19 protein-coding genes are annotated in these 23,429 nt (G+C 60.0%); 10 read left to right on the top strand and 9 right to left on the bottom strand.

What is annotated here, in order from left to right; genetic code table 11:
* Window positions 1-201 precede the first annotated feature (201 nt).
* Complete coding sequence (locus EGM97_RS17700) at window positions 202-1,221, top strand: branched-chain amino acid aminotransferase (RefSeq protein ID WP_238961847.1); 1,020 nt, start codon at window positions 202-204, stop codon at window positions 1,219-1,221.
* 92 nt (window positions 1,222-1,313) lie between these two features.
* Here EGM97_RS17700 and EGM97_RS17695 read toward each other — a convergent pair whose 3' ends face one another.
* On the bottom strand, window positions 1,314-2,090 hold the full coding sequence (locus tag EGM97_RS17695) for an ArsR/SmtB family transcription factor (protein WP_238961846.1): 777 nt from the start codon (window positions 2,088-2,090) through the stop codon (window positions 1,314-1,316).
* Between the two features lie 82 nt (window positions 2,091-2,172).
* Between EGM97_RS17695 and EGM97_RS17690 the strand changes: the two genes are divergently transcribed.
* Entirely contained in the window at window positions 2,173-3,300 is a 1,128-nt protein-coding gene (locus EGM97_RS17690; protein ID WP_238961845.1) for a cytochrome P450, read from the top strand.
* A gap of 20 nt (window positions 3,301-3,320) precedes the next feature.
* On the opposite strand, the gene EGM97_RS17685 is transcribed toward EGM97_RS17690, so the two are convergent.
* Entirely contained in the window at window positions 3,321-3,662 is a 342-nt protein-coding gene (locus EGM97_RS17685) for an FKBP-type peptidyl-prolyl cis-trans isomerase (RefSeq protein ID WP_238961844.1), read from the bottom strand.
* Window positions 3,663-3,815: 153 nt separating this feature from the next.
* Between EGM97_RS17685 and EGM97_RS17680 the strand changes: the two genes are divergently transcribed.
* Together EGM97_RS17680 and EGM97_RS17675 are read left to right on the top strand one after the other, a co-directional pair.
* Window positions 3,816-4,877 carry a M4 family metallopeptidase gene (locus EGM97_RS17680; protein ID WP_238961843.1) on the top strand — a complete coding sequence of 354 codons (1,062 nt, stop codon included), beginning with the start codon at window positions 3,816-3,818 and terminating at the stop codon, window positions 4,875-4,877.
* Window positions 4,877-5,200: a protealysin inhibitor emfourin gene (locus tag EGM97_RS17675; protein ID WP_053157396.1), complete on the top strand. Its 324-nt coding sequence runs from the start codon at window positions 4,877-4,879 to the stop codon at window positions 5,198-5,200. The genes EGM97_RS17680 and EGM97_RS17675 overlap by 1 nt, the downstream gene beginning before the upstream one ends.
* A 49-nt stretch (window positions 5,201-5,249) precedes the next feature.
* On the opposite strand, the gene EGM97_RS17670 is transcribed toward EGM97_RS17675, so the two are convergent.
* The gene (locus tag EGM97_RS17670) at window positions 5,250-5,558 is read right to left on the bottom strand and encodes an RcnB family protein (RefSeq protein ID WP_238961842.1); all 309 of its coding nucleotides are present in this window, start codon (window positions 5,556-5,558) and stop codon (window positions 5,250-5,252) included.
* Window positions 5,559-5,698: 140 nt separating this feature from the next.
* Here EGM97_RS17670 and EGM97_RS17665 point away from each other — a divergent pair, with 140 nt between their 5' ends.
* Entirely contained in the window at window positions 5,699-6,802 is a 1,104-nt protein-coding gene (locus EGM97_RS17665; RefSeq protein WP_238961841.1) for a DNA alkylation repair protein, read from the top strand.
* A 7-nt stretch (window positions 6,803-6,809) separates the two neighbouring features.
* Here the strand turns inward: EGM97_RS17665 and EGM97_RS17660 are convergent, their stop codons facing one another.
* On the bottom strand, window positions 6,810-8,888 hold the full coding sequence (locus tag EGM97_RS17660) for a putative bifunctional diguanylate cyclase/phosphodiesterase (protein ID WP_238961840.1): 2,079 nt from the start codon (window positions 8,886-8,888) through the stop codon (window positions 6,810-6,812).
* Window positions 8,889-9,143: 255 nt separating this feature from the next.
* On the opposite strand from EGM97_RS17660, the gene pncA reads away from it, so the two are divergent.
* Window positions 9,144-9,785 (top strand): bifunctional nicotinamidase/pyrazinamidase, encoded by a 642-nt coding sequence (pncA, locus tag EGM97_RS17655; protein WP_238961839.1) that lies wholly within the window; start codon window positions 9,144-9,146, stop codon window positions 9,783-9,785.
* 5 nt (window positions 9,786-9,790) lie between these two features.
* Window positions 9,791-10,432, top strand: coding sequence for a DUF1345 domain-containing protein (locus tag EGM97_RS17650; protein ID WP_238961838.1), 642 nt, complete (start codon window positions 9,791-9,793; stop codon window positions 10,430-10,432).
* A 58-nt stretch (window positions 10,433-10,490) separates the two neighbouring features.
* Here EGM97_RS17650 and EGM97_RS17645 read toward each other — a convergent pair whose 3' ends face one another.
* Window positions 10,491-11,795 (bottom strand): ATP-binding protein, encoded by a 1,305-nt coding sequence (locus tag EGM97_RS17645; protein WP_238961837.1) that lies wholly within the window; start codon window positions 11,793-11,795, stop codon window positions 10,491-10,493.
* 4 nt (window positions 11,796-11,799) lie between these two features.
* Window positions 11,800-12,501 carry a response regulator gene (locus tag EGM97_RS17640; RefSeq protein WP_238961836.1) on the bottom strand — a complete coding sequence of 234 codons (702 nt, stop codon included), beginning with the start codon at window positions 12,499-12,501 and terminating at the stop codon, window positions 11,800-11,802.
* Between the two features lie 385 nt (window positions 12,502-12,886).
* Between EGM97_RS17640 and EGM97_RS17635 the strand changes: the two genes are divergently transcribed.
* Window positions 12,887-13,399: a hypothetical protein gene (locus EGM97_RS17635; RefSeq protein ID WP_238961835.1), complete on the top strand. Its 513-nt coding sequence runs from the start codon at window positions 12,887-12,889 to the stop codon at window positions 13,397-13,399.
* A gap of 81 nt (window positions 13,400-13,480) precedes the next feature.
* Here EGM97_RS17635 and EGM97_RS17630 read toward each other — a convergent pair whose 3' ends face one another.
* The 3 genes from EGM97_RS17630 to EGM97_RS17620 form a co-directional block, all read right to left on the bottom strand.
* Entirely contained in the window at window positions 13,481-15,727 is a 2,247-nt protein-coding gene (locus EGM97_RS17630) for an autotransporter outer membrane beta-barrel domain-containing protein (protein WP_238961834.1), read from the bottom strand.
* Between the two features lie 236 nt (window positions 15,728-15,963).
* Complete coding sequence (locus tag EGM97_RS17625; protein ID WP_238961833.1) at window positions 15,964-17,949, bottom strand: hypothetical protein; 1,986 nt, start codon at window positions 17,947-17,949, stop codon at window positions 15,964-15,966.
* Between the two features lie 95 nt (window positions 17,950-18,044).
* A complete protein-coding gene (locus EGM97_RS17620) occupies window positions 18,045-18,839 on the bottom strand; it encodes a hypothetical protein (protein ID WP_238961832.1) in 795 nt (264 codons plus the stop codon).
* A gap of 271 nt (window positions 18,840-19,110) precedes the next feature.
* Here EGM97_RS17620 and EGM97_RS17615 point away from each other — a divergent pair, with 271 nt between their 5' ends.
* Together EGM97_RS17615 and EGM97_RS17610 are read left to right on the top strand one after the other, a co-directional pair.
* Window positions 19,111-20,256 (top strand): efflux RND transporter periplasmic adaptor subunit, encoded by a 1,146-nt coding sequence (locus EGM97_RS17615; protein ID WP_238961831.1) that lies wholly within the window; start codon window positions 19,111-19,113, stop codon window positions 20,254-20,256.
* A 14-nt stretch (window positions 20,257-20,270) separates the two neighbouring features.
* Complete coding sequence (locus EGM97_RS17610) at window positions 20,271-23,375, top strand: efflux RND transporter permease subunit (protein ID WP_238961830.1); 3,105 nt, start codon at window positions 20,271-20,273, stop codon at window positions 23,373-23,375.
* Window positions 23,376-23,429: the final 54 nt, after the last annotated feature.

Raw genomic sequence — 23,429 nt, 5'->3', positions numbered from 1 at the left:
GATCCTTCATAAACCGAGTCGCCTGTATCGCGGGCAAGCCTTGCTCCCACAATCCCTCACAACGACCGCAGGGCTATTTTCAGCTGCAGGAGCCATGTAACAGGCTGCGAAACACCCCTGGAATGAAGTATTGTTGTCCCCATCCAAAAAACGTCAGAAGCCTTGAACCGTTTCGACGGTTGTTAAGAGATAGAGGGTGTCATGGGTAACGAGAGCATCAATTGGGACAAACTGGGCTTTGACTACATCAAGACCGACAAACGCTACCTGTCGCACTGGCGCGATGGCGCCTGGGACGCCGGCACCCTGACCGACGACAATGTGCTGCACATCAGCGAAGGCTCCACGGCGCTGCACTACGGCCAGCAATGTTTCGAAGGCCTGAAGGCCTATCGCTGCAAGGACGGCTCGATCAACCTGTTCCGCCCGGACCAGAACGCCGCCCGCATGCAGCGCAGCTGCGCCCGTCTGCTGATGCCGCACGTGGAAACCGAACAGTTCGTCGAAGCCTGCAAGCAAGTGGTCCGCGCCAACGAGCGCTTCATCCCGCCTTACGGCACCGGCGGCGCGCTGTACCTGCGCCCATTCGTGATCGGCGTGGGTGACAACATCGGCGTGCGCACCGCACCCGAGTTTATCTTCTCGATCTTCTGCATCCCGGTCGGCGCATACTTCAAGGGCGGCCTGACCCCGCACAACTTCCTGATTTCCAGCTTCGACCGCGCAGCTCCGCAAGGCACCGGTGCGGCCAAGGTCGGCGGCAACTACGCCGCCAGCCTGATGCCGGGCTCCCAGGCCAAGAAGGCGAGCTTCGCCGACTGCATCTACCTCGACCCGCTGACCCATTCGAAAATCGAAGAAGTCGGCTCGGCGAACTTCTTCGGCATCACCCACGACAACAAATTCGTCACCCCCAACTCCCCTTCGGTCCTGCCGGGCATCACCCGCCTGTCGCTGATCGAGCTGGCGAAATCGCGCCTGGGCCTGGAAGTGGTCGAAGGCGACGTGTTCATCGACAAACTGTCGGACTTCAAGGAAGCCGGCGCCTGTGGCACCGCTGCGGTGATCACGCCGATCGGTGGGATCAACTACAAAGACAAGCTGCACGTCTTCCACAGCGAAACCGAAGTCGGCCCGATCACCCAGAAGCTCTACAAGGAACTGACGGGTGTGCAGACCGGCGACATCGAAGCGCCAGCGGGTTGGATCGTCAAGGTCTGATTCGGCTGTAGGCAAGTTGGCTCGCGATACGGGCGCCTCGGTCCCTGGTGAACCGAGGTGCACTCATCGCGAGCAGGCTCGCTCCCACAAGGTCATCGGTTGCTCCCGAATCCTGAGTTCACCGCAGATCCACTGTGGGAGCGGCTCGCGATGGCGCCCGTAGGCTCCACCTCATTCTCGGCACTGACCCCGAACCGCCCCACTATCTCCTTGTGTCCAAGGGCCGTCACCCCCAGCGCCCGGCTATCCAGGTCCTGGACCACCCACTTGCGCTTGATCGCCATCTGCAACAACGCCGCTCCCAACGCGCCTCCCAGATGCGGACGACGCATGCTCCAGTCCAGGCATGGACAGGCGAACCGGCGTCGCTGCGCGGCAAGCGCCTGGACATCGATGCCCAACCCGGTGAACACCCCCTCGCCCAACTCGCTCAAGCGATAACCTCGCCCTTCCACATCCTCTAGCCATCCGGCTTCGATCATACGGTCATGCAACCGCACCGCCAGCGTTCCAGCCATGTGGTCGTAGCAGGTACGGGCAAATTGCAGGCGATCCGGGGTACGTGACGTAAACGTCGACGCCGCGTTCCGGCCGATCACCATCAGCGCCTCCAGGGCCTGGGCCACGCGCTTGTCCGCCAGGCTGTAATAGCGATGACGGCCCTGTACATGCAGGCGCACCAGGGCCAGTTCCTTGAGTTTCGCCAGATGCGCGCTGGCGGTGGAGGGGCTGACGTCGGCGATGCTCGCCAGTTCGGTGCTGGTACGCGCATGGCCGTCCATCAACGAACAGAGCATGCGGGTGCGCGCCGGTTCGGCAATCGCCGCCGCCACGTGGGAAACGCCAAGATCATGCTGCTCTGCATTCATATTTCGCTCCCGGACGAATCAAGCCATGACGCCGCCGAGGATAGTAGCAGCACTTTCCCGATCATGAACAAGGCAGCGCTCCATGGACCCGATCACCGCCGCGACCCACTTTGATCCCTATCCTTACTATGCGAGCCTTCGAGCGGCTGGCGGAATGACCTTCGACACGCACCTGAAGCTATGGATTGCCAGCAGCGCCGAAGCGGTGTGCGCCGTGCTCCGTCATGCCGACTGTCATGTGCGTCCGCCCCACGAACCGGTGCCGCAAGCCATCGCCGACGGTCCCGCCGGCCAGGTCTTCGGGCTGCTGATGCGCATGAACGAAGGCGAACGCCAGCGTTGTCCGAGGTCGGCGATTGCGCCGGGTTTGCAAGATGTCCCTCAACAACAGATCGAGGCCCTGGTCAGGGCCCGCTTTTTCAAGGACGGCGCCGAAGGCCTGCATCACGCTCAATTCATCGGACCGGCTGCCGTTGTGGCAGCCCTGCTGGGTTTCAGCCCGGCGGACAGCCGCCTGGTCAGCCAGTTGACGGGGAATTTCGTCGCCTGCCTGTCCCCCCTGAGCAATGCGACACAACTGCAGGCGGCGCATCGCGCCACCGAACAACTCAAGGCCCTGTTCCGCGAGCGGATCGAGGCAGATGATCATGCCAGCGCCTTGCTCACCGGCATCTGCCAACGCTTCGAGGGCGCCAACCCGGACAGCCTGATTGCCAACCTGATCGGTCTGCTTTCGCAGACTCATGACGCCACGGCGGGCCTGATCGGCAATGCGCTGCTGGCATTGCGGCACGATCCGGCGCTGCTGCTCAGGCTCAGGGAAGATCCGACGCACATCGGCCCGTTGCTGGCTGAAATCCAGCGCTACGATCCTGGTGTGCAGAACACCCGCCGCTTCGTTGTCGCCCCCAGCGAGATCCTCGGCGTTTCGCTGGAACCCGGGGACGCCATCCTGGTATTGCTCGCCTCGGCCAACCGCGATCCGGCTCTCAACCCGCATCCGGACCTCTTGCTGATGGATCGCCCAAACCGTCGCAGCTTCAGCTTCGGTGCAGGACGCCACGAGTGTCCGGGACAGGCTCTGGCACTGAGTATCGCCCGTGCCACGCTGGCGACCCTCCTCGAGCGAGAGCCGCCGCTGGAGCGACTGGACTGGCGCTACCGCCCTTCGGTCAACGGTCGCATCCCGGTGTTCAGCGACCGGCCCTGAAAGGCCCTGCCAAAACGGGTTCAATCGTCGCGGGTCAGGACTTCCAGCAGCTCGATTTCAAAGACGAGGTTGCTGTTGGGCTTGATGTGCGCCCCCATGGAGCGCTCACCGTAGGCCAGGTGAGCCGGCACCAGCAGTTTGCGCTTGCCGCCGACCTTCATACCCATCAGGCCGATGTCCCAACCCTTGATGACACGACCGGTGCCGATCACGCATTGAAAGGGTTTGCCACGACTGTAGGACGAATCGAATTCGGTGCCGTCTTCGAGCGTGCCGCGATATTGGGTGGTGATCAGCGCCCCTTTGACTACGCTTTTACCGTCGCCCTGCTCCAGGTCGATAATCTGCAGTTCTTCGTTCATGGGTCATATCCGTGATTTCAAGGCGCGGTTTTTCGCAGAAATCGGTGCGCCTGGCAAACTTTTGTGGCAAGCGGTCTTCCAGTGGGAGGGAACCGCGATGGCCGCCTCGGTTCACATGGGTATCGACCCTGCATTTCAGATAAGGATGTTCTGATGATCGACTCTCGCCCACTCCACGGTTTCATTCCACCCTATATTCTCAATCGCATCATCGCCCACGGCTCCGAACAACAACGTTCCAGCGCCCTGGGCACACTGACCCACGTGCGCAACCTGCGGCACAATCCTGGCCCACCCAACCATCCGCCCGCCGCAGCCGCGCTGCCCAAGCCTGGCAAGGCCGGCCGCCCTCAGCGCAGCGTGCATGACGCACAGAACACCATGGATCTGCCCGGCCAACCGGTGCGCCTCGAAGGTCAGCCGGCCAGCGGCGACCCGGCGGTCGACGAAGCCTACGATGCCCTGGGCGCCACTTACGATTTTTTCTGGAACGTCCTGGGCCGCGACTCCATCGACAACAAGGGCTTCGCCCTGGTAGGCAGCGTGCATTATGGCCAAGGCTACGAAAACGCCTTCTGGAACGGCGCGCAAATGGTGTTCGGCGACGGCGATGGGGAAATTTTCCAGCGCTTCACCCGTTCCCTGGACGTGGTGGCCCACGAGCTTGCCCATGGCGTCACCGAAAGCGAAGCGGGTTTGATTTATGCCAACCAGTCCGGCGCGTTGAACGAGTCCATCTCCGATGTGTTCGGTGTGCTGGTCAAACAGTTCGTCCTGGAGCAGACCGCCGATCAGGCAGACTGGCTGATCGGCGCCGACCTGCTCACCGACAAGATCAACGGCGACGGCCTGCGCAGCATGTCCAACCCGGGCACGGCCTACGACGACCCGCTATTGGGCAAGGACCCGCAACCGGCGCATATGCGCCAGTTCGTCATTACCCGCGAAGACAACGGCGGCGTGCACATCAACTCAGGCATTCCCAACCGCGCCTTTTATCTGGTCGCCACCGCGCTGGGCGGATTTGCCTGGGAAAAAGCCGGCCGGATCTGGTATGACACCTTATGCGATAGAAATCTGGCCAACGACGCCACCTTCAGCGCCTTCGCCCACTTGACCGTCGAGCACGCCCGTCGGCGCTTTGGCGAACGAGAGGTTCGAGCGGTGCAGGACGGCTGGGCTCAGGTCGGCGTCAACCTGACCGAGGAGAGTTGATGAAGCACCTTCCAGACCTCGACGATAACGCCGTGGTACGCCTGTCCCGCCAGGGCGGCGTGGCGGCCATCCATGCCCTGACCCGGCCCCGGGAGATCGAGTTCGCCCAATGCGACATTGACCAGCGAACGCGCATCTGCTCGGTGCTGGAGGGCTGCGTGCCGCTGGCCTCGGCGGAATCGGGCCGTGGCGACCAGCGGTTTTTCCGTATCGAAGTACGCTATCGCGCCAATGACCAGGACGACGAAATGGTGCTGCAAGTGCCCGAGGACCGGGCACCTGGCGAGCTGGTTCATCTGTGGGACAAAGGTGAAGTAATCTGAGAGCCTGGGCTTTGTACGAGAAGTCGCCCAGGCACTTTGCGTACAAAGCCTAACGCGTGGCCGGCACGATCTTGACGATGGCGCCCGACACGGTTTCGATCAGCAGGTATTTGTCGTCGATTTGCACCCATTGCTGATCGCTTGTCGGCTGCTCGAGTTGCTTCTGCTTCCAGTCCTTCACGGCCCTGTCGGCGCGCTGGTAGTCCGCCGGTACGCGGTCGTTCTCTACCAGCCTGCGACCATTGCTCGGCGAATGCTCCAAGGCATCGCCGGTCTTCTCGACTGCCTGCGCAGCAGGCCCAAGGGCGGCAAGGCCGACGATCAGGAGCAGGCTGGCGGTCAGGGTTGGTTTACGCATAGAAAAAACTCCAGTTTTCCGAGGGACTGAAGCTGGGACTTCACGGGCGGCGAATCATTCCGTTGACTGTGGCCATGACGACAGGAGCTTGCTCCCTCGCCACGGGATATAGTGATCCCCCCTGCACGACGGACCCCACCATGACGACCCCGACCACTGCCTCCCCTGCCCTCAAGGAAATCTTCAACGCCGCACGCCTGGAACACATTGCCAGCGAAATGAGCGCGGTGTACCCGGCATTCGACGCCAAGGCCTTCCTGCGCATGGCCAACGACGGGCTGGCCGAGTTGTCGGTGATGCAACGCATGGCTCGGGTCAGCGAGTGCCTGCATGCCGTGCTGCCCCTGAGCTACGAAGCCTCGCTGGACGTGCTGCGGGATCTGGCCCCGCGCCTGAACAGCATGTTCGTCAGCATGTTCCTGCCTCACTACGTCGCCTGCCATGGCCGGCACGCCTTCGACCTGTCCCTGGACGCACTCAAGTATTTCACCCGGTTCGGCTCTTCGGAATTCGCGGTGCGGTACTTCCTGCGCGACGATCTGGAACGCAGCCTCAAGGTCATGCACACTTGGGCGCTGGATCCCAACGAGCACGTACGACGCCTGGCCAGCGAGGGCAGCCGTCCGCGGCTGCCGTGGTCGTTTCACCTGGAGCCGATCCAGGCCAACCCCGAACTCACCGCCGCGATCCTGGAGACCCTCAAGGCCGACAGCAGCCTCTATGTGCGCAAGTCCGTGGCCAATCACCTCAACGATGTGACCAAGCAGCATCCCGACTGGGTGCTCGACCGCATCGAAGGCTGGCCACTGCAAGACCGTCATACCGCCTGGATCGCCCGGCATGCGCTGCGCAGCCTCATCAAGCATGGCGATCCCAGGGCTCTGGCCGTCATCGGGGTCGGCGGCAAGGCCCAGGTCCAGGTTTCGGAATTGAAGGTGACACCTGCAGTGATTCGCCTCGGCGAGCAAATCACGCTGTCCTTCAAGGTGCAGTCCACCCTGGAAGAACCCCAGCGCCTGGTGATCGACTATGCAATCGATTATGTGAAAGCCTCGGGCGGCACCTCGGCCAAAGTCTTCAAGCTAAAGACCTTCGATCTGCCGGCCCACGGCTGCGTCGCCCTGAGTCGCTCCCAATCCATCCGCGAGCTGACCACTCGCCGGCACTACGCGGGCCGGCACGCGGTGCACCTGCTGGTCAATGGCGAGCGACTGGGAAGCACGGCGTTCGACATCCTTGCGTGACGCCCCATCAGACCGCCACCATCCGTGGCACCTGGCGGATATTCTGCAGGAAGCGCTCGGCCGGCATCGGATGGCCCAGCAGGTAACCCTGCAACGAATCGCACCCCAGCTGAGTCAGGAAGTCTTGCTGCACGTCCGTCTCCACCCCTTCGGCAACGATCCGCAGCCCCAACGCCTGGCCGAGGGCGACGATGGCTGACACGATGGCGGCGTCGTCGCTGTCATGCTCCAGATCGCGCACGAAGCCGCGATCGATCTTCAGCTCGTTGGCCGGCAGGCGCTTGAGGTACATCAGACTCGAATAGCCAGTACCGAAATCATCGATGGACAGGTCAACGCCCATGTCCGCCAACTGTTGCAACACCGTCATGCTCGCGTCCGCGTCGCTCATGGCGGTGGTTTCGGTTATTTCCAGGGTCAGGCTGTTGGCCGGCAGGCAATGCGTCTCCAGCGCCTTGGCCACGCTTTGCACCAGCCCCGTATGGCAGAACTGCAAGGCCGACAGGTTCACCGCGATCCGCCAGTCGGTGTAGCCGAGCACGTACCATTCGCGCATCTGGCGGCAGGCCTCGTTCAGCACCCATTCACCGATGGCGATGATCAGGCCGGTCTTTTCCGCCAGGTCGATGAAGGTGTCGGGCATCAACAGGCCCTGGGTCGGATGGTTCCAGCGCAACAACGCCTCCGCGCCCACCGGACGGCCGTTGGCAGCGTCGAACTTGGGCTGGTAATGCAGGCTGAATTGCCGCTGTTCAACTGCGATACGCAAATCCTGGAGCAATTGCAGTTGCTTACGAGCGTTGCTGTTCATGGAGGCATCGAAGAAGCTGTAGCCGTTCTTGCCGGAACCCTTGGCGTGGTACATCGCCGCATCGGCATTCATCAGCAACTCTTCGGCGTTCTGGCCATTTCCGGGGTACAGCGCGATGCCGACGCTGGCGGAGATCTGCAGATCATGTTCGGCGACCCGGAACGTACGACCAATCAACCCGACCTGGCGTGCCGCCAGCCGCAAGGCATCGTCCGGCTCGGCCAGTTGCACCAGCAGCACGAACTCATCGCCGCCAATTCGCGCCAGGGTGTCCTGGCTGCGCAGGTCTTCGCGCAGGCGCAGGGCCACATCGCGCAACAACAAGTCACCCATGTGGTGACCAAAGGCGTCGTTGACCGGTTTGAAGCCGTCCAGGTCGATAAACATCAAGGCGAAGCAGCCCCCCTGCTCCTGCACCCGGTGCATGGCCTGGCCGATGCGGTCGGCCAGCAGCACACGGTTGGGCAACCCGGTGAGCGGGTCATGCAGGGCCAGTTGGGTCAGCTCACGGTTGGCCAGGGTCAACGACTGAGCCAGCTCCGCGGTACGGGCTTCCAGGCGCGCATCGAGAATCGACGTCAGCAAGGCAATGGCCAGCACCGCCAGGGTGGTGATCAACACGATGTTGTCCAACCCCTTGCCGCTGAGACCATCCAGGGCGCCGCAAAAACTGCCTTCGCGAAACTGGGCCCCGGCCATGCCGGTGTAGTGCATGCCGACAATGGCGCCCCCCATGATCACCGCAGCACCGGCCCGCGCCAGGCGCACATATGGGGTGTTCTGGCGCAGGCGAAAGGCAATCCACAGGGCCGCCGCAGAGGCGCCCACCGCGATCAGCAGCGAGGCACTGAACAGCGTCGGGTCATAGTCGATGCCGGGTTGCATCTGCAACGCCGCCATGCCGGTGTAATGCATGGCGCTGATGCCGGCGCCCATGATCAGTGCCCCGAATGCCAACTGCCACGCAGGTAACCGGGGCTGGCTGACCAGCCACAGGGCGAAACCGCAGGAAAGGATGGCGATGAGCAACGACAGCGCGGTGATGGATACGTCGTAGCCCAGCTCCACCGGCAAGGTAAACGCCAACATGCCGATGAAGTGCATGGACCATACGCCCACCCCCATCGCCAGCGAGCCACCGGCCATCCACAAATACGCCGCGCGCCCTTGGGTGGTGGCAATACGTCCGGCCAAATCCAGCGCGGTGTAGGACGCCAGCACTGCAACCAACAGGGAAATCAAAACAAGGGCGGGGGAATAGCTGCCGATGAGCATGGAGTTTTCTCGTAACTGGAAAGCCGAACTGCCTCCATGCCCGGTTTAGGAAAGCGATTGTACACAACCGTATCGCGGGCGCACGGACCAAATATCAAAAAGCCATTATTTACGACGAAATACAGCTTTCCCATTTTGTGGGAACGCAGGGTAAGGGCAACATCGGGACCGGCGCGCAGACGCCTTCATAAAAAACAGCTTCCTTGCAATGCGGGTTGGCTAAGCTGGGAAAAGCCACTTCAGGAGAAGCCATTCATGTCCCTTCCAGACACCAGGGCCACGACCACCGCGCTGCTGGTGATCGATGTCCAGAACGATTTCATCCCCGGTGGCCAACTGGCCGTCCCGGGGGGCGACGAGATTGTGCCATTGATCAACCGCCTGGGCCGCTCCTTCGCACAGGTCGTCCTCGCACAGGACTGGCATCCGGCCGGACACGCCTCGTTTGCCTCCAGTCATCCCGGCAAGCAGCCTTTCGACCTCATCGAATTGCCGTATGGCGAGCAGAAGCTCTGGCCCGACCACTGCATACAAGGCACCCAAGGCGCCGCGCTGCACCCGGCACTGGACCTGCCCCACGCGCAACTGATCATTCGCAAGGGCTGCAATCCGGCCATCGACAGCTACTCGGCCTTTATGGAAGCCGACCGTCGAACCCCCACCGGGTTGGCGGGCTACCTCAAGGAGCGCGGCATCGACACCGTCTACCTGGTGGGCTTGGCGCTGGATTTCTGCGTCATGTTCTCGGCCCTGGATGCCCGGGCCGCCGGGTTCAACGCGTTCGTGGTGGTCGACGCCTGCCGTGGCATTGATATCGACGGTTCGATGATCACGGCGATCCGGCGGATGCAGGAGGCTAACGTGGCATTGATACAGTCCAGCGCCCTGGCGGGCTAGCGCCCATGTCTTTTCTCGCTCGCACCCACCCACGCCTGTCCGCGGCCACGGCCCTTGGTTTGATCGCGGGTTTCCTGCTGCCCGTGGACTCGGTCATCGGCAAGATTCTGGCCGGCTGGAACGTTGGAGTCTGGTCCTATCTGGCGCTGATGTTCTGGCTGACGGTGCAAGCCAAGGCGCCCGATGTCAGGCGCATCGCCGAGATCGAAGACGAAAACGCGGGGCTGGTGTTGCTGATGGTCTGCATTGCGGCATTGGCCAGCCTGGCGACGATCACCTTCGAGCTGGCCGGCAGCCGTGAGTTGCAGACCGCCGGCAAGTTGCTGCATTACGGTTTTACCGCGCTCACGGTCATAGGGTCGTGGCTGCTGATCGGCGTGATCTTCAGCCTGCATTATGCCCGGCTGTTTTATACCTGGGACGGCAAGGAGCCGGCCCTGCGCTTCGCCGAGGGCTTGACCACCCCCAACTATTGGGACTTCCTGTATTTCTCGTTCACCATCGGGGTGGCGGTGCAGACATCGGACGTGGGTGTCGCCACCCGGCAGTTGCGCAAGATCGTACTGGCGCAATCGTTGATCGGGTTTGTGTTCAACACGGCGATCCTGGGGTTCTCGATCAATATCGCGGCGGGGTTGTTCGGGTGACAGGGACCGCTTCGCGGTCCAGCGGGGATAAATCCCTTCGCCACAGGGAACTGCCAGGTTAGGACTGGGGCGCCGGCAGCCACAACCTGAACCGCGCCCCGCCCAGCGGCGATGCCTCGACCGTCAATGTGCCGCACTGGGCCTCCAGTGCCCGACGACTGATAGCCAGGCCCAGGCCGAAGCCGCCCGTGGCGCGGTCGCGGCTACGGTCCAGACGGTAGAACGGCTCGAACACCCGCTCACGCTCGTCGTCGGGAATGCCGATACCGTCGTCGTCCACCCAGATCTCGCAACCTTGATCGCTGACCAGCACCCCGACCTGGATCCGTTTCTCGCAATAACGCATGGCATTGCGCAACAGGTTCTGCAACGCCCGAGCGGTCAGGCGCGGGTCCAGCACGAAACGCTCCAGGGTGCCGTGCAGCAGCACATCGATCACCACGTCCGGCGCCGCCAGGTCCTCATCGACGCTGCCCAGGATGCTGTCGATGAACTCGTCCAGCGGCACTTCGACCCGCTCGGGCAGCCGCTCCGGATTCTGCAAACGGCTATAGGACAGCAACTCCAGCACCAACTCATCCAACTCGCGAATGTGTGCCACCAACCCCTGCAGGCGTTCGCGGCTGGCGGGCGGCAGGTCGTCAGACAGCGCCAGGGCCAGGCCGAAATCGAGCCGGGTCAAGGGGGTGCGCAGTTCGTGGGAGACAGCGTTGAGCAAATCGCGCTGCTGGTTGAGCAGCTTCTCGATATCGCCAGCCATGGTATCGAAAACATGGGCCAGGCTGCCGATGTTCGAGCTGGAGGCGATGTGGGTTCGTTCGCTCAAGTGCCCCTTGCCAAAGCGTTCGGCGGTGCGCCTGAGGCGCTCCAGATCGCGCCAGTGGGGACGCAGCCAGAGCAACAGGCAGGCGAGCAGTGTCGCGCCGATCAGCACGTTGATGCTCCAGTACAACCAACTGACATCGGCCGGGTCCGGCGGGACAACCATCTTGACCGCCAATCGCCCATCCAACGGCGACACCGCCAGGGTCCGCCACCCCCATTCGCCGAGGCGTACCACGTTCTCACCGCGTTTGAGGCGCGCCTGCTCGTCGCTGCTGAAGCCATTGTCGTCGATGGGCACCAGTTCGATGCGCAACGGGTCGAATTCCTTGTCCATCTGCGCCGCCAGCGCCGGCCACTGCGCTCCGGGCGCCGCATGGAACTGCTTGACCATCAGGGTTTGCAGGCCACGGGAATAGTCGAGGTTGTAGGTCAGGAAGCGCTCGTGGAACAGGCGGATCACCAGTTCCGGCATCAGGTAGATCGCCGCGCTGTAGGACACAATGGTGACAAGGTAAAGACGGATCAGCAGCTTCCACATGGGCTCAGCATTCCCACTCGGAACGGCTGAACAGGTAGCCCTTGCCCCATACGGTCTTGATCTTGCGCGCCTCGCCGGCGTTGTCGTCGAACTTGCGCCGCAGCTTGGAAATCGCCACGTCCACCGAACGGTCGGTGCCGTTGAACTCGATGCCCCGCAGGCGTTGCAGGATCTGGTCGCGGCTCAGTACTTCACCCGAATGCCGGGCCAGCACCACCAGCAGGTTGTACTCGCCACTGGACAGCTCCACCGGCTGGCCGCGCCAGGTCACGGTGCGCTCGGACAAGTCGATGCACAGGTTGCCCATCAGGATACGGTCATTGACCGTCTGAGGCTCGGTGAGGCTGCTGCGCCGCAGCAAAGTACGGACCCGCGCCAGTAAAACCCGGGGCTCGCACGGTTTGGTGACGTAGTCGTCGGCGCCCATCTCCAGGCCCAGCACCTGGTCATGACTGTCGTCCCGGGCGGTGAGCATCAGGATCGGCAACGTCGCCGAATCCGCTCGCAACAAGCGACAGACCTGCAAGCCGTCCAGCCCGGGCAGCATGAGGTCAAGAATCACCAGGTCCGGCGGATCGACCCGCGCCCGCTCACGCACATGATCGCCGCGGCTGAGCACGCTGACCTGATAACCGTTGCGTTCCAGGTAACTGGCGATCAGTTCGCAGAGGGCGGGGTCGTCTTCGACCAAGAGGATGTTGGGCATCAGGTTTATCCAGAACGTGCTGTGGCGCCTGTCATGCCGCTATCGCGAGCAGGCTCGCTCCCACAGGTTGTACGCAGGCCAATGTGGGAGCGAGCCTGCTCGCGATGAGGTCTTGTCAGGCGCAGGGAATCTCAAGCCGCCAAGGATATACGCCCTCACCCACCCCCGAGCAAACCCCTTACACAATTTCACATACCGCCTACAAAGCTTTACCGCTGTCGCCATTAGCAGTCTTTGAGCGGTGAGTAAAAGCACAAGCGTATCGAGCGGTATACTGTCAACTCTTACAGTTTACAACCCCTCGGATAAGGCATTACATGAAGTCGATCTCACCTGTACCTCATTGGTGGGGCACCCTTTGTCACGACAATGGAGATTGATATCGATGAGCGCACTAATGAGAGAAATCACACAACCGGTCGTACTTGGATTTTGCCAGGGAGAGATCGGATCAGTGCCATTTAACGCCAACTTGGTGGAGCTGTCCGAGATTGACTATCCCAACCACCCCTCCCCCCATGACAAAGCCCGCGTCATGCTGGCAACGCAGCTGGCGCCAAGGCCGGACTACACCACCAAGGAACTGCAGGTTTCCTTTACCAAGGACTTGAATGGCGGCACATATCCGGTGGGTGAAACGACCTTTCCCGTAGGGGTTACATTCATTGATCGCTCAGTTCCCAATGCGCCTGTGATTTATAGACAACACAATGGCATCGCAAGGATTGAATACAATCCCACAAGCGCGTCACTCTCAGGTGAAATCAGTGTGGATCTCGAAAATCGCGATGATGGGACGATCACCCCGTTGAGCCTCAGAGTCATTTTTAATGCCCATACCCCTGTACGCGTCCGAAGAAACCTGCGTCGCCCTTCATCCCGGGCGAGAAACTGCTGACCAGCCCTTACCGGACTCAGGCCAGTCCAATGCATAAAAAGGAGGCCGAAGCCTCCTTTTTAATTCGACAGGTTCTATTTATTAAAATGCGTAACGCAAACCCAACGTCAACCCAACCGGCTGCCGAAAGTTTTTCCCATCGCTGTATTCATAATCCGCGTGCAATTGCAGTTTCTCTGACATGGATGCAGCAATCCCCGCTCCCAGCCCCGTGCGTGAGCCGGACAGGTCATTATTGAACACATGATCATTGACTTGTACTTCATTATTTTTTGCGAATTCATAAGCACCGGACACACGAACATAGGGTTGCAATTCAACCTCATTGTTCACTTTAAAGTTTCGCCCGGCAGTCAGGCCAACCTCGCCCAGCAGGGATCGCGCACGGTCACCTTCAGCGTGCAGGCCGTTGTCCAGGGAGAAACTTTTACCCTGAATGACCACCGCAGACCATTTGGTAAACGGCTCGATGAAATAGCCATCGTCGAGCTTGATATGCCGACCGAACTCGACAGATCCACCGACGCCGCTGTTGTCATAATCACCCTTGGCCCGGCTACCATCACTCAGGCTTGCCTTGGCTTTGTTACGAAACTGGTTAACTTTCAAGACAGCATCGGCGTAATACCCGCTGCTCGCATCGAGCCAGGTGGCATAAGTACCCAGGTAGTAACTGTCGACATCACCCGAGCTGCCCGCGTCCAGATTCAGGTCGGAGGTACTATGGCCTCCCATTACACCCACCAGCCATTGACCATCCCCCAGCTCCAGTGCGGCGTCAGCACCAAGGGTAAATCCCTGCTGGCTTTGCCGATACGCCAGGCCGGAGCCGTTGGCAATTTCGTATTTATTGCCGTAAGTCCGTCCCCACGCTCCAGACTGGCCAGGGTTCATTCGCAACTCACCCATACGGGTGCGCAACGACGTCAACTCGCCATACCAGGTGGGCAATGGCGTGTTGAAAAGCGCCATCACCGAGCGGGTACCCGGGCTGATGACACGAGTATCCGGGTCCAGAATCCAGTCATTGCCGCTCTTCGCCAGACTATACGAATAGGCACCTTGATCTACCACGTCATTGAACAGCGTGAACTGCGCGTCGCCCCCGCCGGTGGTCACGACCGTGATCGGCTGACCGGCGGCCGGCTCGGACCCGCTACTGGCGATCAGCAGTTCATGCGTACCGCTAGCAGTACCGGTGACATTCAAAACATCCGTGCGACCCGTGGCGAAATCAGTGCCCATGATGAATCGCCCCTGGCCCGACAAACTCGCCACATCCAGCTGATAGAACGCACTGTCAGCGCCGAAACGGACTGAACCGCCATTGAGTACCAGGCTTTCAACCTGGCTATTGTCCACCAGCACCCACTCGGAGCTTCCATTGATAGTCGCACTGGCCACATTTTCCAATCGCCCGGTCAGTACGGAATTGTTCTGCAAGGTCAGATGGGTCGTGCTGCCGGACTCCGTCACGATATCCCCCGTCAATGAGCTGCCGTTTACCGTCATCGCCGTGGTGGCCCCACCCTTGACTTCAAGCAGCGTGCCATTGCCGGCTAACAGATTGGAGTTAGTCACGTTCAACGTGGCAGTTGCGGCCCCCTCATTATTGAAGTCGACCACGATCGCTGAGCCGTCCCTGCCCTGAACGGTGGTGTTCTCCAGATTCAGAGTAGCCGGTGCAATGCCCGTCACATCGAGCTCGATGAACACGCCATTTTGCCCGCCGACAATCGTACTGTTGTTGGCAACCGCAGTGGCGCTCTGAAGCCACAAGCCATAGCCGGTGGAGGCGGTACCTTCAAGCGTCGAGTCGGAAATGTTGAGCACGCTGTGGGACGAGGCAAATGCACCGGCGTCCTCTCCTGTAACAGTGCTGTTACCCGTTACATTGACGACAGAGCCATCCAGGCCGGTGGAAAACCGCACCGCCGATATCCCGAAAACATCACCGTTGATGTTGCTGTTGTTGATATTGCCCTGGCTGGAAACCAATTGAATACCCGCAAAGCCGGAACCCGAAACGTTGGCCCCGTTCACGTTGACAGTCGAACCGTTGCTTCCCGTAATCGCCTGGGTACTGCTGCCCGCGTTGACATTGACCGTTGAAGCATCCGCGTCGATGCCAAGCGTTTGGGCATTATTGACATCCAACGTTGCGTTTTGACTCAAAAACCAGCTTTCAGCCACATCGCCATTATCTACAGTCGCACTCCCACCAATAAGCGACCCAGCCTCAGCACCAGCAGAAAGTAAAAATACGGGAAGGCACAGTATGGCCTTCAAAAAGGGCGGCGGCGGAGACGCTATGGATTTGGAATGCATACTGGATACCTGCTTCGAGAAAATGGATTAAGTCCGGGGCCGGTCGCATAGAGATCCGCGACCACATTTTTCAAGGTCCGCAAGGCTATCGAGTAATGGCGAATTGTTATGTAGGACTTATCTATATGTATCATCAGAAAAATCCTGCAAATATTCATTGCAAAACATCCAAACCCTCAACCCACACAGGCATGAGCACAACAAGCTCATGCCCAGCGCCGGATCGTTAATATGTCTTACGGTATTGGATTGGCAATCTCACAAAAATCGTCGTTATTATCCTTCAAAAATACAAAGTGGATAGCCGGATCAGACTCCGGTACGACATCGGTGACGGTATAGGTGAGCTTTCCAAAGCCGTCTGTCACCGGCTTGAAGTTAACGAAGTAATCGCCAATCTCCATCTCTATTCCTTCCGCAGGTACGGTACCGACAATCGTATGGGTGGCGGTGACCTCGGTTCCGGCGATAGGGATCGTCGCGTTCTCATCGCTGAACCCTCCCCATTTTAACGTCACGACTCGTGTATCGATAAGCGATGGGCTGAACGGAATCACGACTTTTAAATTGCGACGAGACGTTCCATCATTTGGAGGTACAAAGTTCAAGGTTGGGCAAGCGATGGCATCATGCTCGAGTCCCTGTACTTCCGGCGGGGGCAAGTCGATTTTGGTAATGTCGACGTCGACATCCTCATCTAATGACCAGACCGGGTTATTACCCAACACCACCGACAGTTGATATTTTATTTTAATGACCTGATTCGGCTTTCTTGCAATCACATCCCACGGAACCGTCGCAGCCGGAATTTCCGTACCTTCTTCGCCCGGTGCCAGGAAATAAGCAGGGGTGAGCGGCACGTCATCGTACCAGACCGTTATACTTTGCCCGGACTCGGTGGCTGGAGCAGCCCACAATTGAATATAAATATCGGCAGGTTCACCATAGTCATTATCGTCCAGTACGTTATCAACGTTCTGAGACGAAACCAGACGAGGTAAATTCAGAGCCGGATTCACTTCATCTGGATCGCCTGGATTTACAGGGCCAGGGTACGAAATATCGACTTGAATCGTTGTCTGATTTTGTGCAACGACATCGCCCGACCCCCGTAACATGACATAGCTGACCGTGGTATCGACCTCACCATCAGTCGCCCCATAAGCGGGTTTAATGATCGTCGCGTAGTCCACAGGAAGAACCAACAGGGTGTTGTTTTCCACCCGCACAAGAGGAAGATCCCTGCCCTGCCAAGTAGCCTGGATCATATCGTTGTATACACTTGGCTGGGGTACTTCGATCTCTACCGTCACCCCCTGATTGCAATCCGCCAGATTAATCAATGTGTCGCCATCCGTGCCGTCCGCCAGCGGTACGACAGGCGGAACGGACACGGGCGGCGGCAAACGCCGGACAGTACGCTGTACCGCCTTGGACGGACGGCTGACGTTACCGGCCAGGTCCGTCATTATAAAGCGCAAGGTATTCACACCTTCCTGCGAGTTTTCAAAGATATCGATGGTCATTGTGATCTTGCCATCGGGCGGCACAGAAACATCGCTCATAATGGGTGTGGAAAAATAGGCCGGATCAGATACATCTCCCCAATAAATATCAACTTTGTCCGTCGCCTCTGCGTTGAATGGCGCTAATGTCAGCGTGATTTCAATTCCGTTGGGGTGATTGCTGATGTATTCGTCATCGATTTCTTGGGTCTGCGGTAGATCCGCGGGAAATGTGACGCCATCAGGGGAAAAATCAGAAGGTGGTGTTTTGACCTGATAAGGCTTCGTCTTGTCGATATGGAACTCAGCAACAGTCGGCGGAGTTGGATTGACGCCGGCGGCATACATTATATAAACCAGCTCGTACTGGGTAGGTGCTTCCGGCGTCGGCAACTCGACAAGATGGGCGAGAGGGATATTCAACTCTTTCGGCCAAATACGATCAGCGATCGCCCCCAATGGCAAGCGTGTTTCGAGGGGCGTTGTTGCTGTATCGCCTTTGACTCGCAAGAAAACGGTCAGCGTGTCCCGGTCATGTTGAGTGACGGGTTGGGGGATACGATATTCCAGCGCAGCGTTCAGAGCTGCCACTGGAATACGCAAATCATTACCCGGTAATGTTTGTTCAGGGAAGGTAGCTGGATCAAGCAGTATGCCACCGCCACTTGACAGGGAAATTTGCTTGCCTGCACCGATACGTCCAACTTTAGCATTCATGAAATAAACTCCATTTTTATACACAACGGCGCCGGATAATTAATGCTCTGAACGTGGCGCGCATTTGACAATGCGTTGGTTGACATCAATAAGCCTCAAGGGCCGCAAGGTTGCGACTCTCCCGGAATCATTCGATCAATTTTCACTGCCCTCTTGACTGAAGCGCCTATCCTCCTGCTACCACGGTAGAGGGTGTAATTCGCCAAGGCGGACGCTTTGTCTATCATCGGTTCCAGATGCGGCCGGAAGGGTTCTATCGTTACCGAGAACCCGTGAGTTATTTCCAAAGCCGTTAACAGCGTATCGACTCTTTTGTAAGTAGCCGCAATGGGAGGGCCACTGCCGTTCAGACTTTGATATCCAATCCATTCCACGGCACAAGTGTCACCAGGTCGGCAAAAACCAGGGAGCGGAGGAACCTTGACTTCCACGCCCTGCCAGATAGGCGGTTGCGTGGCGCAATTGAGATAACCAAATAAATTTGCCGCAGGAAACTCAACCTCAGTGAGATCCAACGGAATCGGCGTATGATCGATCGTCAGTGTTCGAGGAAACGATGGATGCGGATTTCCGAGATAATTTCTGGTCGTATAGGAAACCTCAACCACACCATCCGTAATGAGATACTGCGGACCGACAGAAATGAAAAATTCCGTTTCGCTGATCGGCGTTGGATAATGAGTCGTCGAGCTGAACTCCACGATACCATTACGTTTTATCTCAACAATGAGTGTATCGGTGTTACCAGGAGGAGATTGTAAAGGCCAGACAGGTATTCTGACTTCGATACCCGTCTGTAACAGATCGAGCGGGATATAGCCGTCCGGGTCGTTTTCGTCCACGCCAACGACAGTTGGCGAATCGTATTCCTGAACTTCAACAGGCGGCATGATGGGTTACCTCGACCTTTCACTGAAGCATCAAGTCGAAGCAAATTAAGCACCGTATCTACCTTATGAACTACTGTCAGATCTAACAGGTCTGACTACCGCTTGTCGGCTTTCATCGCGACATTGCTATCAGGCTCTGTCTGAAAAGTGCCTGCGCGACTCGGCCAGGGCAACCTGCCCGTTACACAATTTCACACACCGCCTACAAAGCTTTACCGCTGCCGCCGGTTGTCCCCCGTAGCATTGCCCCGTTCACTATTGGGGAAGCACCATGTCAAAAAACGCCTTCGCCACGCTCGGCCTGATACTCGGGGTATCGCTACTGAGCGCCTGTGACACGTCATCGCCCCCCACGGATGAAGCCCCTTTGGTGACGGTTACCATCGAAACCATCGAAGCCAGGCCCCTTTCCATAAGCGCAGAACTGAGTGGGCGCATCGCCGCGCCCCGAACCGCCGAGGTCCGCGCCCGGGTGCCGGGGGTGGTGTTGCAACGGGTCTACCGCGAAGGCACTGACGTGAAGAAAGGTGATGTGCTGTTCCGCATCGACCCGGCACCGTTCAAGGCCGACCTGGACAGCGCCGAAGCCGCGCTACGCAAGGCCGAGGCCAACGCCTTCCAGGCCCGCTTGCAGGAACAGCGTTACGCCCGGTTGATCGAAGACAACGCCATCAGCGCCCAGGATTACGACAACGCCCGCGCCGCCGTGCGCCAAACCGCCGCCGACGTCTGCGCCAACAAGGCCGCCGTGGAACGGGCCAGGTTGAACCTCGGCTATGCCACCGTCACCGCGCCGATTGCCGGACGCATCGGCCGGGCGCTGGTGACCGAAGGCGCGCTGGTGGGCCAGAACGAAACCACGCCGTTGGCCCTTATCCAGCAACTAAACCCGATCCACGCCGACCTCACGCAATCGACCCGCGAACTCAACGAACTGCGCCGGGCCCTGCGTGTTGGCCAGATACAGCAGGTTGGCCAGGACCAGGCCAAGGCCACGCTGATCCAGGATGACGGCAGCCTCTATCCGCTGCCGGGCAAATTGCTGTTCACCGACATCACCGTCGACCCGGGCACCGGCCAGATCACCCTGCGCAGCGAGTTTCCCAACCCCGACCTCGATCTGTTGCCGGGCAGCTTCGTGCGCGTGCGCCTGGAGCAGGCCTTCGACCGCCAGGGCATCAGCGTGCCGCAACGGGCCATCCAGCGGGACAGCGCTGGCGTCGCCCAGGTATTGCTGGTCGACGCCGAGCAGCAAGTCAGCCTGCAACCGGTGGAGTTGGGTGGCGTGCGGGACGACCGCTGGATCGTCACCCATGGTCTGAAACCCGGTGACCGAATCGTGGTGCAAGGCCTGCAACATGCACGTCCCGGCGAAAAAGTCCGGGTCGAAGACTCTCCAATTGCCCAGCACCCGTAAGCAGGACATCGCTCATGCCGCAGTTCTTTATCGATCGTCCGGTGTTCGCCTGGGTGGTCGCCTTGTTCATTCTTCTGGCAGGCGCCCTCGCCATTCCTCAGTTGCCGGTGGCGCAATACCCGGATGTGGCGCCGCCGCAAATCGAAATCTCCATCACGTATCCGGGTGCTTCGGCGCAGGCCGTGGACGAAAGTGTGGTCAGCCTGATCGAGGAAGAGCTTAACGGCACCGATAACCTGCTGTATTTCGGCTCCCAGAGCAGCCTCGGTAGTGCCACCCTCACCGCGACCTTCAAGCCCGGCACGAACCCCGAGCTGGCCCAGGTCGACGTACAGAACCGCCTCAAGGCGGTGGAATCGCGACTGCCCCAGTCGGTCATCCAGCAAGGCTTGCAGGTGGAAAAGGTCTCGGCCGGTTTCCTGTTGCTGATCACCCTCACCTCCAATGACGGCAAGCTCGACGACGTCGCCCTCAGCGACTACCTGGCGCGCAACGTGATGAACGAGATCAAGCGCCTGGACGGTGTCGGCAAGGCGCAGCTGTACGGCGCCGAACGGGCAATGCGGATCTGGATCGACCCGCAGAAACTGCTGAGCTTCAACCTGACCCCGGCCGACGTCAACGCCGCCATCGTGGCACAGAACGCTCAGGTGTCGGCGGGCAGCATCGGTGACTTACCGACCCGTACCACCCAGGAAATCACCGCGACGGTGTTGGTGAAAGGGCAACTGTCGACGCCCGAAGAATTCGCAGACATCGTCCTCAAGGCCAACTCCGACGGCTCCACTGTGCGCATCGCCGATGTGGCCCGAGTCGAGGTCGGCAGCCAGGAGTATCAATTTTCCACACGTTTGAACGGCAAGCCCTCCACCGCCGTCGGGGTACAGCTGTCACCGGGCGCCAATGCCTTGAACACGGCCACCCTGATACGGGAAAAAATGGACGAACTGGCGCGCTACTTCCCGGCCGGCGTGGAATACAAGATCCCCTACGACACCTCGCCCTTCGTCAAGGTCTCCATCACGAAAGTGGTCTACACCCTCGGCGAAGCCATGCTGCTGGTGTTTGCCGTGATGTTCCTGTTCCTGCAGAACATCCGCTACACCTTGATCCCGACGCTGGTGGTGCCGGTGGCACTGATGGGCACGTTCGCCATCATGCTTGCCCTGGGTTTCTCCATCAATGTGCTGACCATGTTCGGCATGGTGCTCGCCATCGGCATCCTGGTGGACGACGCCATCGTCGTGGTGGAGAACGTCGAGCGGATCATGGCCAGCGAAGGCTTGTCGCCCAAGGAAGCAACACGCAAGGCGATGCGGCAGATCACCGGCGCCATCGTCGGCATTACCCTGGTGCTGGTGGCGGTGTTCATCCCGATGGCGTTCATGCAGGGTTCGGTGGGGGTCATCTACCGACAGTTCTCGCTGTCCATGGCGACGTCGATCCTGTTCTCGGCGTTCCTCGCCTTGTCTCTGACACCGGCTCTGTGCAGCACTTTGCTGAAGCCGATCCGCCAGGGCGAGCTCCACGCCAAGGGCGGGTTCTTCGGCTGGTTCAATCGGCGTTTCGATCAGCTGGGCGACCGCTACCAGGGCTGGGTCGGCTATGCCTTGAAACGCAGCGGGCGCTTCCTGTTTATCTACGGTGTGCTGCTGGTGGGCATGGGCCTGTTGTTCAGTCGCCTGCCCTCCTCGTTCCTGCCGGTGGAAGACCAGGGCTATACCATCACCGATATCCAACTGCCGCCCGGCGCGAGCAAGAACCGCACGGTGCAGGTGGTCGAGCAGATCGAAGCGCACAACGCCGGCGAGCCGGGGGTGGGCGACAGCACGGTGATCCTGGGCTTCAGCTTTTCCGGCAGCGGGCAGAACGCCGCGCTGGCGTTCACCACCCTCAAGGACTGGTCAGAGCGTGGTAGCGACGACTCAGCCAGCGCCATTGCCGACCGCGCCAACCTGGCCCTAGGCCAGATCAAGGACGCCATGGCCTTTGCCGTGCTACCTCCACCAGTGGATGGCCTCGGCACGTCCAGCGGGTTCGAATTCCGCTTGCAGGACCGTGGTGGCCTCGGCCACGCCACATTGATGCTGGCACGCGACGAACTGCTCGCCGCCGCCGAAAAAAGCCCAGTGCTGATGAACGTCCGTGAAAGTGCCTTGGCCGAAGCGCCGCAAGTGCAATTGGAAGTCGACCGCAAGCAGGCCAATGCCCTGGGCGTTTCATTCGCCGATGTCGGCAGTGTGCTCGCCACGGCGGTGGGCTCTAGTTACATCAACGATTTCCCCAACCAGGGACGGATGCAGCGGGTGGTGGTCCAGGCCGAAGGCGATCAACGCAGCCAGGTGGCCGACCTGCTGAAGATCCATGTGCGCAACGACGCTGGAAAGATGGTGCCGCTGTCGGCCTTCGTCCAGGCCAAGTGGACCCAGGGCCCAACCCAACTGACCCGCTACAACGGCTACCCGGCCATCAGCATTTCCGGCGAACCCGCGCCCGGCCACAGCACCGGCGAGGCCATGGCGGAAATCGAACGCCTGGTGGCCCAAGGCCCGGCAGGACTGGGCCAGGAATGGACCGGGCTGTCGTTGCAGGAGCGCCTGTCCGGCAGCCAGGCGCCAATTCTGCTGGGCCTGTCGCTGCTGGTGGTGTTTCTGTGCCTGGCGGCCCTGTACGAGAGCTGGTCGATCCCCACTTCGGTGTTGCTGGTGGTGCCATTGGGCGTACTCGGCGCGGTTCTGGCGGTGTCGTTGCGCGGCATGCCCAACGACGTCTTCTTCAAGGTCGGGCTGGTCACCATCATCGGCCTTTCGGCCAAGAACGCCATCCTGATCATCGAGTTCGCCAAGAGCCTGTACGACGAAGGTCATGACCTGGTCGACGCCACGCTTCAGGCCGCGCGCCTGCGCCTGCGGCCAATCATCATGACCTCTCTGGCGTTCATCCTTGGCGTGGTGCCATTGGCCATCGCCAGCGGCGCCAGCTCGGCGAGCCAGCAGGCCATCGGGACGGGGGTGATCGGGGGGATGATCACGGCGACATTGGCGGTCATATTTGTGCCGGTGTTTTTCGTCGGAGTGATGAGGCTTGTGGGCAGGACCAGCCAGCGAGACGCGCACTGACACACCGCAATCATCGGATTTCCGCCGAAGCAGGCTCGCCCCCATAGAATGCCT

The organism is Pseudomonas sp. AF32 (assembly GCF_022342325.2).
Classification (GTDB): domain Bacteria; phylum Pseudomonadota; class Gammaproteobacteria; order Pseudomonadales; family Pseudomonadaceae; genus Aquipseudomonas; species Aquipseudomonas uvaldensis.
This window is presented reverse-complemented; position numbering and strand designations above follow the sequence as displayed.

What these genes read in the sequence shown, in the direction of transcription:
- EGM97_RS17700 (WP_238961847.1), top strand. Translation starts at nt 202, where the DNA reads ATGGGTAACGAGAGCATCAATTGGGACAAACTGGGCTTTGACTACATC.
- EGM97_RS17695 (WP_238961846.1), bottom strand. Translation starts at nt 2,090, where the DNA reads ATGAATGCAGAGCAGCATGATCTTGGCGTTTCCCACGTGGCGGCGGCG.
- EGM97_RS17690 (WP_238961845.1), top strand. Translation starts at nt 2,173, where the DNA reads ATGGACCCGATCACCGCCGCGACCCACTTTGATCCCTATCCTTACTAT.
- EGM97_RS17685 (WP_238961844.1), bottom strand. Translation starts at nt 3,662, where the DNA reads ATGAACGAAGAACTGCAGATTATCGACCTGGAGCAGGGCGACGGTAAA.
- EGM97_RS17680 (WP_238961843.1), top strand. Translation starts at nt 3,816, where the DNA reads ATGATCGACTCTCGCCCACTCCACGGTTTCATTCCACCCTATATTCTC.
- EGM97_RS17675 (WP_053157396.1), top strand. Translation starts at nt 4,877, where the DNA reads ATGAAGCACCTTCCAGACCTCGACGATAACGCCGTGGTACGCCTGTCC.
- EGM97_RS17670 (WP_238961842.1), bottom strand. Translation starts at nt 5,558, where the DNA reads ATGCGTAAACCAACCCTGACCGCCAGCCTGCTCCTGATCGTCGGCCTT.
- EGM97_RS17665 (WP_238961841.1), top strand. Translation starts at nt 5,699, where the DNA reads ATGACGACCCCGACCACTGCCTCCCCTGCCCTCAAGGAAATCTTCAAC.
- EGM97_RS17660 (WP_238961840.1), bottom strand. Translation starts at nt 8,888, where the DNA reads ATGCTCATCGGCAGCTATTCCCCCGCCCTTGTTTTGATTTCCCTGTTG.
- pncA (WP_238961839.1), top strand. Translation starts at nt 9,144, where the DNA reads ATGTCCCTTCCAGACACCAGGGCCACGACCACCGCGCTGCTGGTGATC.
- EGM97_RS17650 (WP_238961838.1), top strand. Translation starts at nt 9,791, where the DNA reads ATGTCTTTTCTCGCTCGCACCCACCCACGCCTGTCCGCGGCCACGGCC.
- EGM97_RS17645 (WP_238961837.1), bottom strand. Translation starts at nt 11,795, where the DNA reads ATGTGGAAGCTGCTGATCCGTCTTTACCTTGTCACCATTGTGTCCTAC.
- EGM97_RS17640 (WP_238961836.1), bottom strand. Translation starts at nt 12,501, where the DNA reads ATGCCCAACATCCTCTTGGTCGAAGACGACCCCGCCCTCTGCGAACTG.
- EGM97_RS17635 (WP_238961835.1), top strand. Translation starts at nt 12,887, where the DNA reads ATGAGCGCACTAATGAGAGAAATCACACAACCGGTCGTACTTGGATTT.
- EGM97_RS17630 (WP_238961834.1), bottom strand. Translation starts at nt 15,727, where the DNA reads ATGCATTCCAAATCCATAGCGTCTCCGCCGCCGCCCTTTTTGAAGGCC.
- EGM97_RS17625 (WP_238961833.1), bottom strand. Translation starts at nt 17,949, where the DNA reads ATGAATGCTAAAGTTGGACGTATCGGTGCAGGCAAGCAAATTTCCCTG.
- EGM97_RS17620 (WP_238961832.1), bottom strand. Translation starts at nt 18,839, where the DNA reads ATGCCGCCTGTTGAAGTTCAGGAATACGATTCGCCAACTGTCGTTGGC.
- EGM97_RS17615 (WP_238961831.1), top strand. Translation starts at nt 19,111, where the DNA reads ATGTCAAAAAACGCCTTCGCCACGCTCGGCCTGATACTCGGGGTATCG.
- EGM97_RS17610 (WP_238961830.1), top strand. Translation starts at nt 20,271, where the DNA reads ATGCCGCAGTTCTTTATCGATCGTCCGGTGTTCGCCTGGGTGGTCGCC.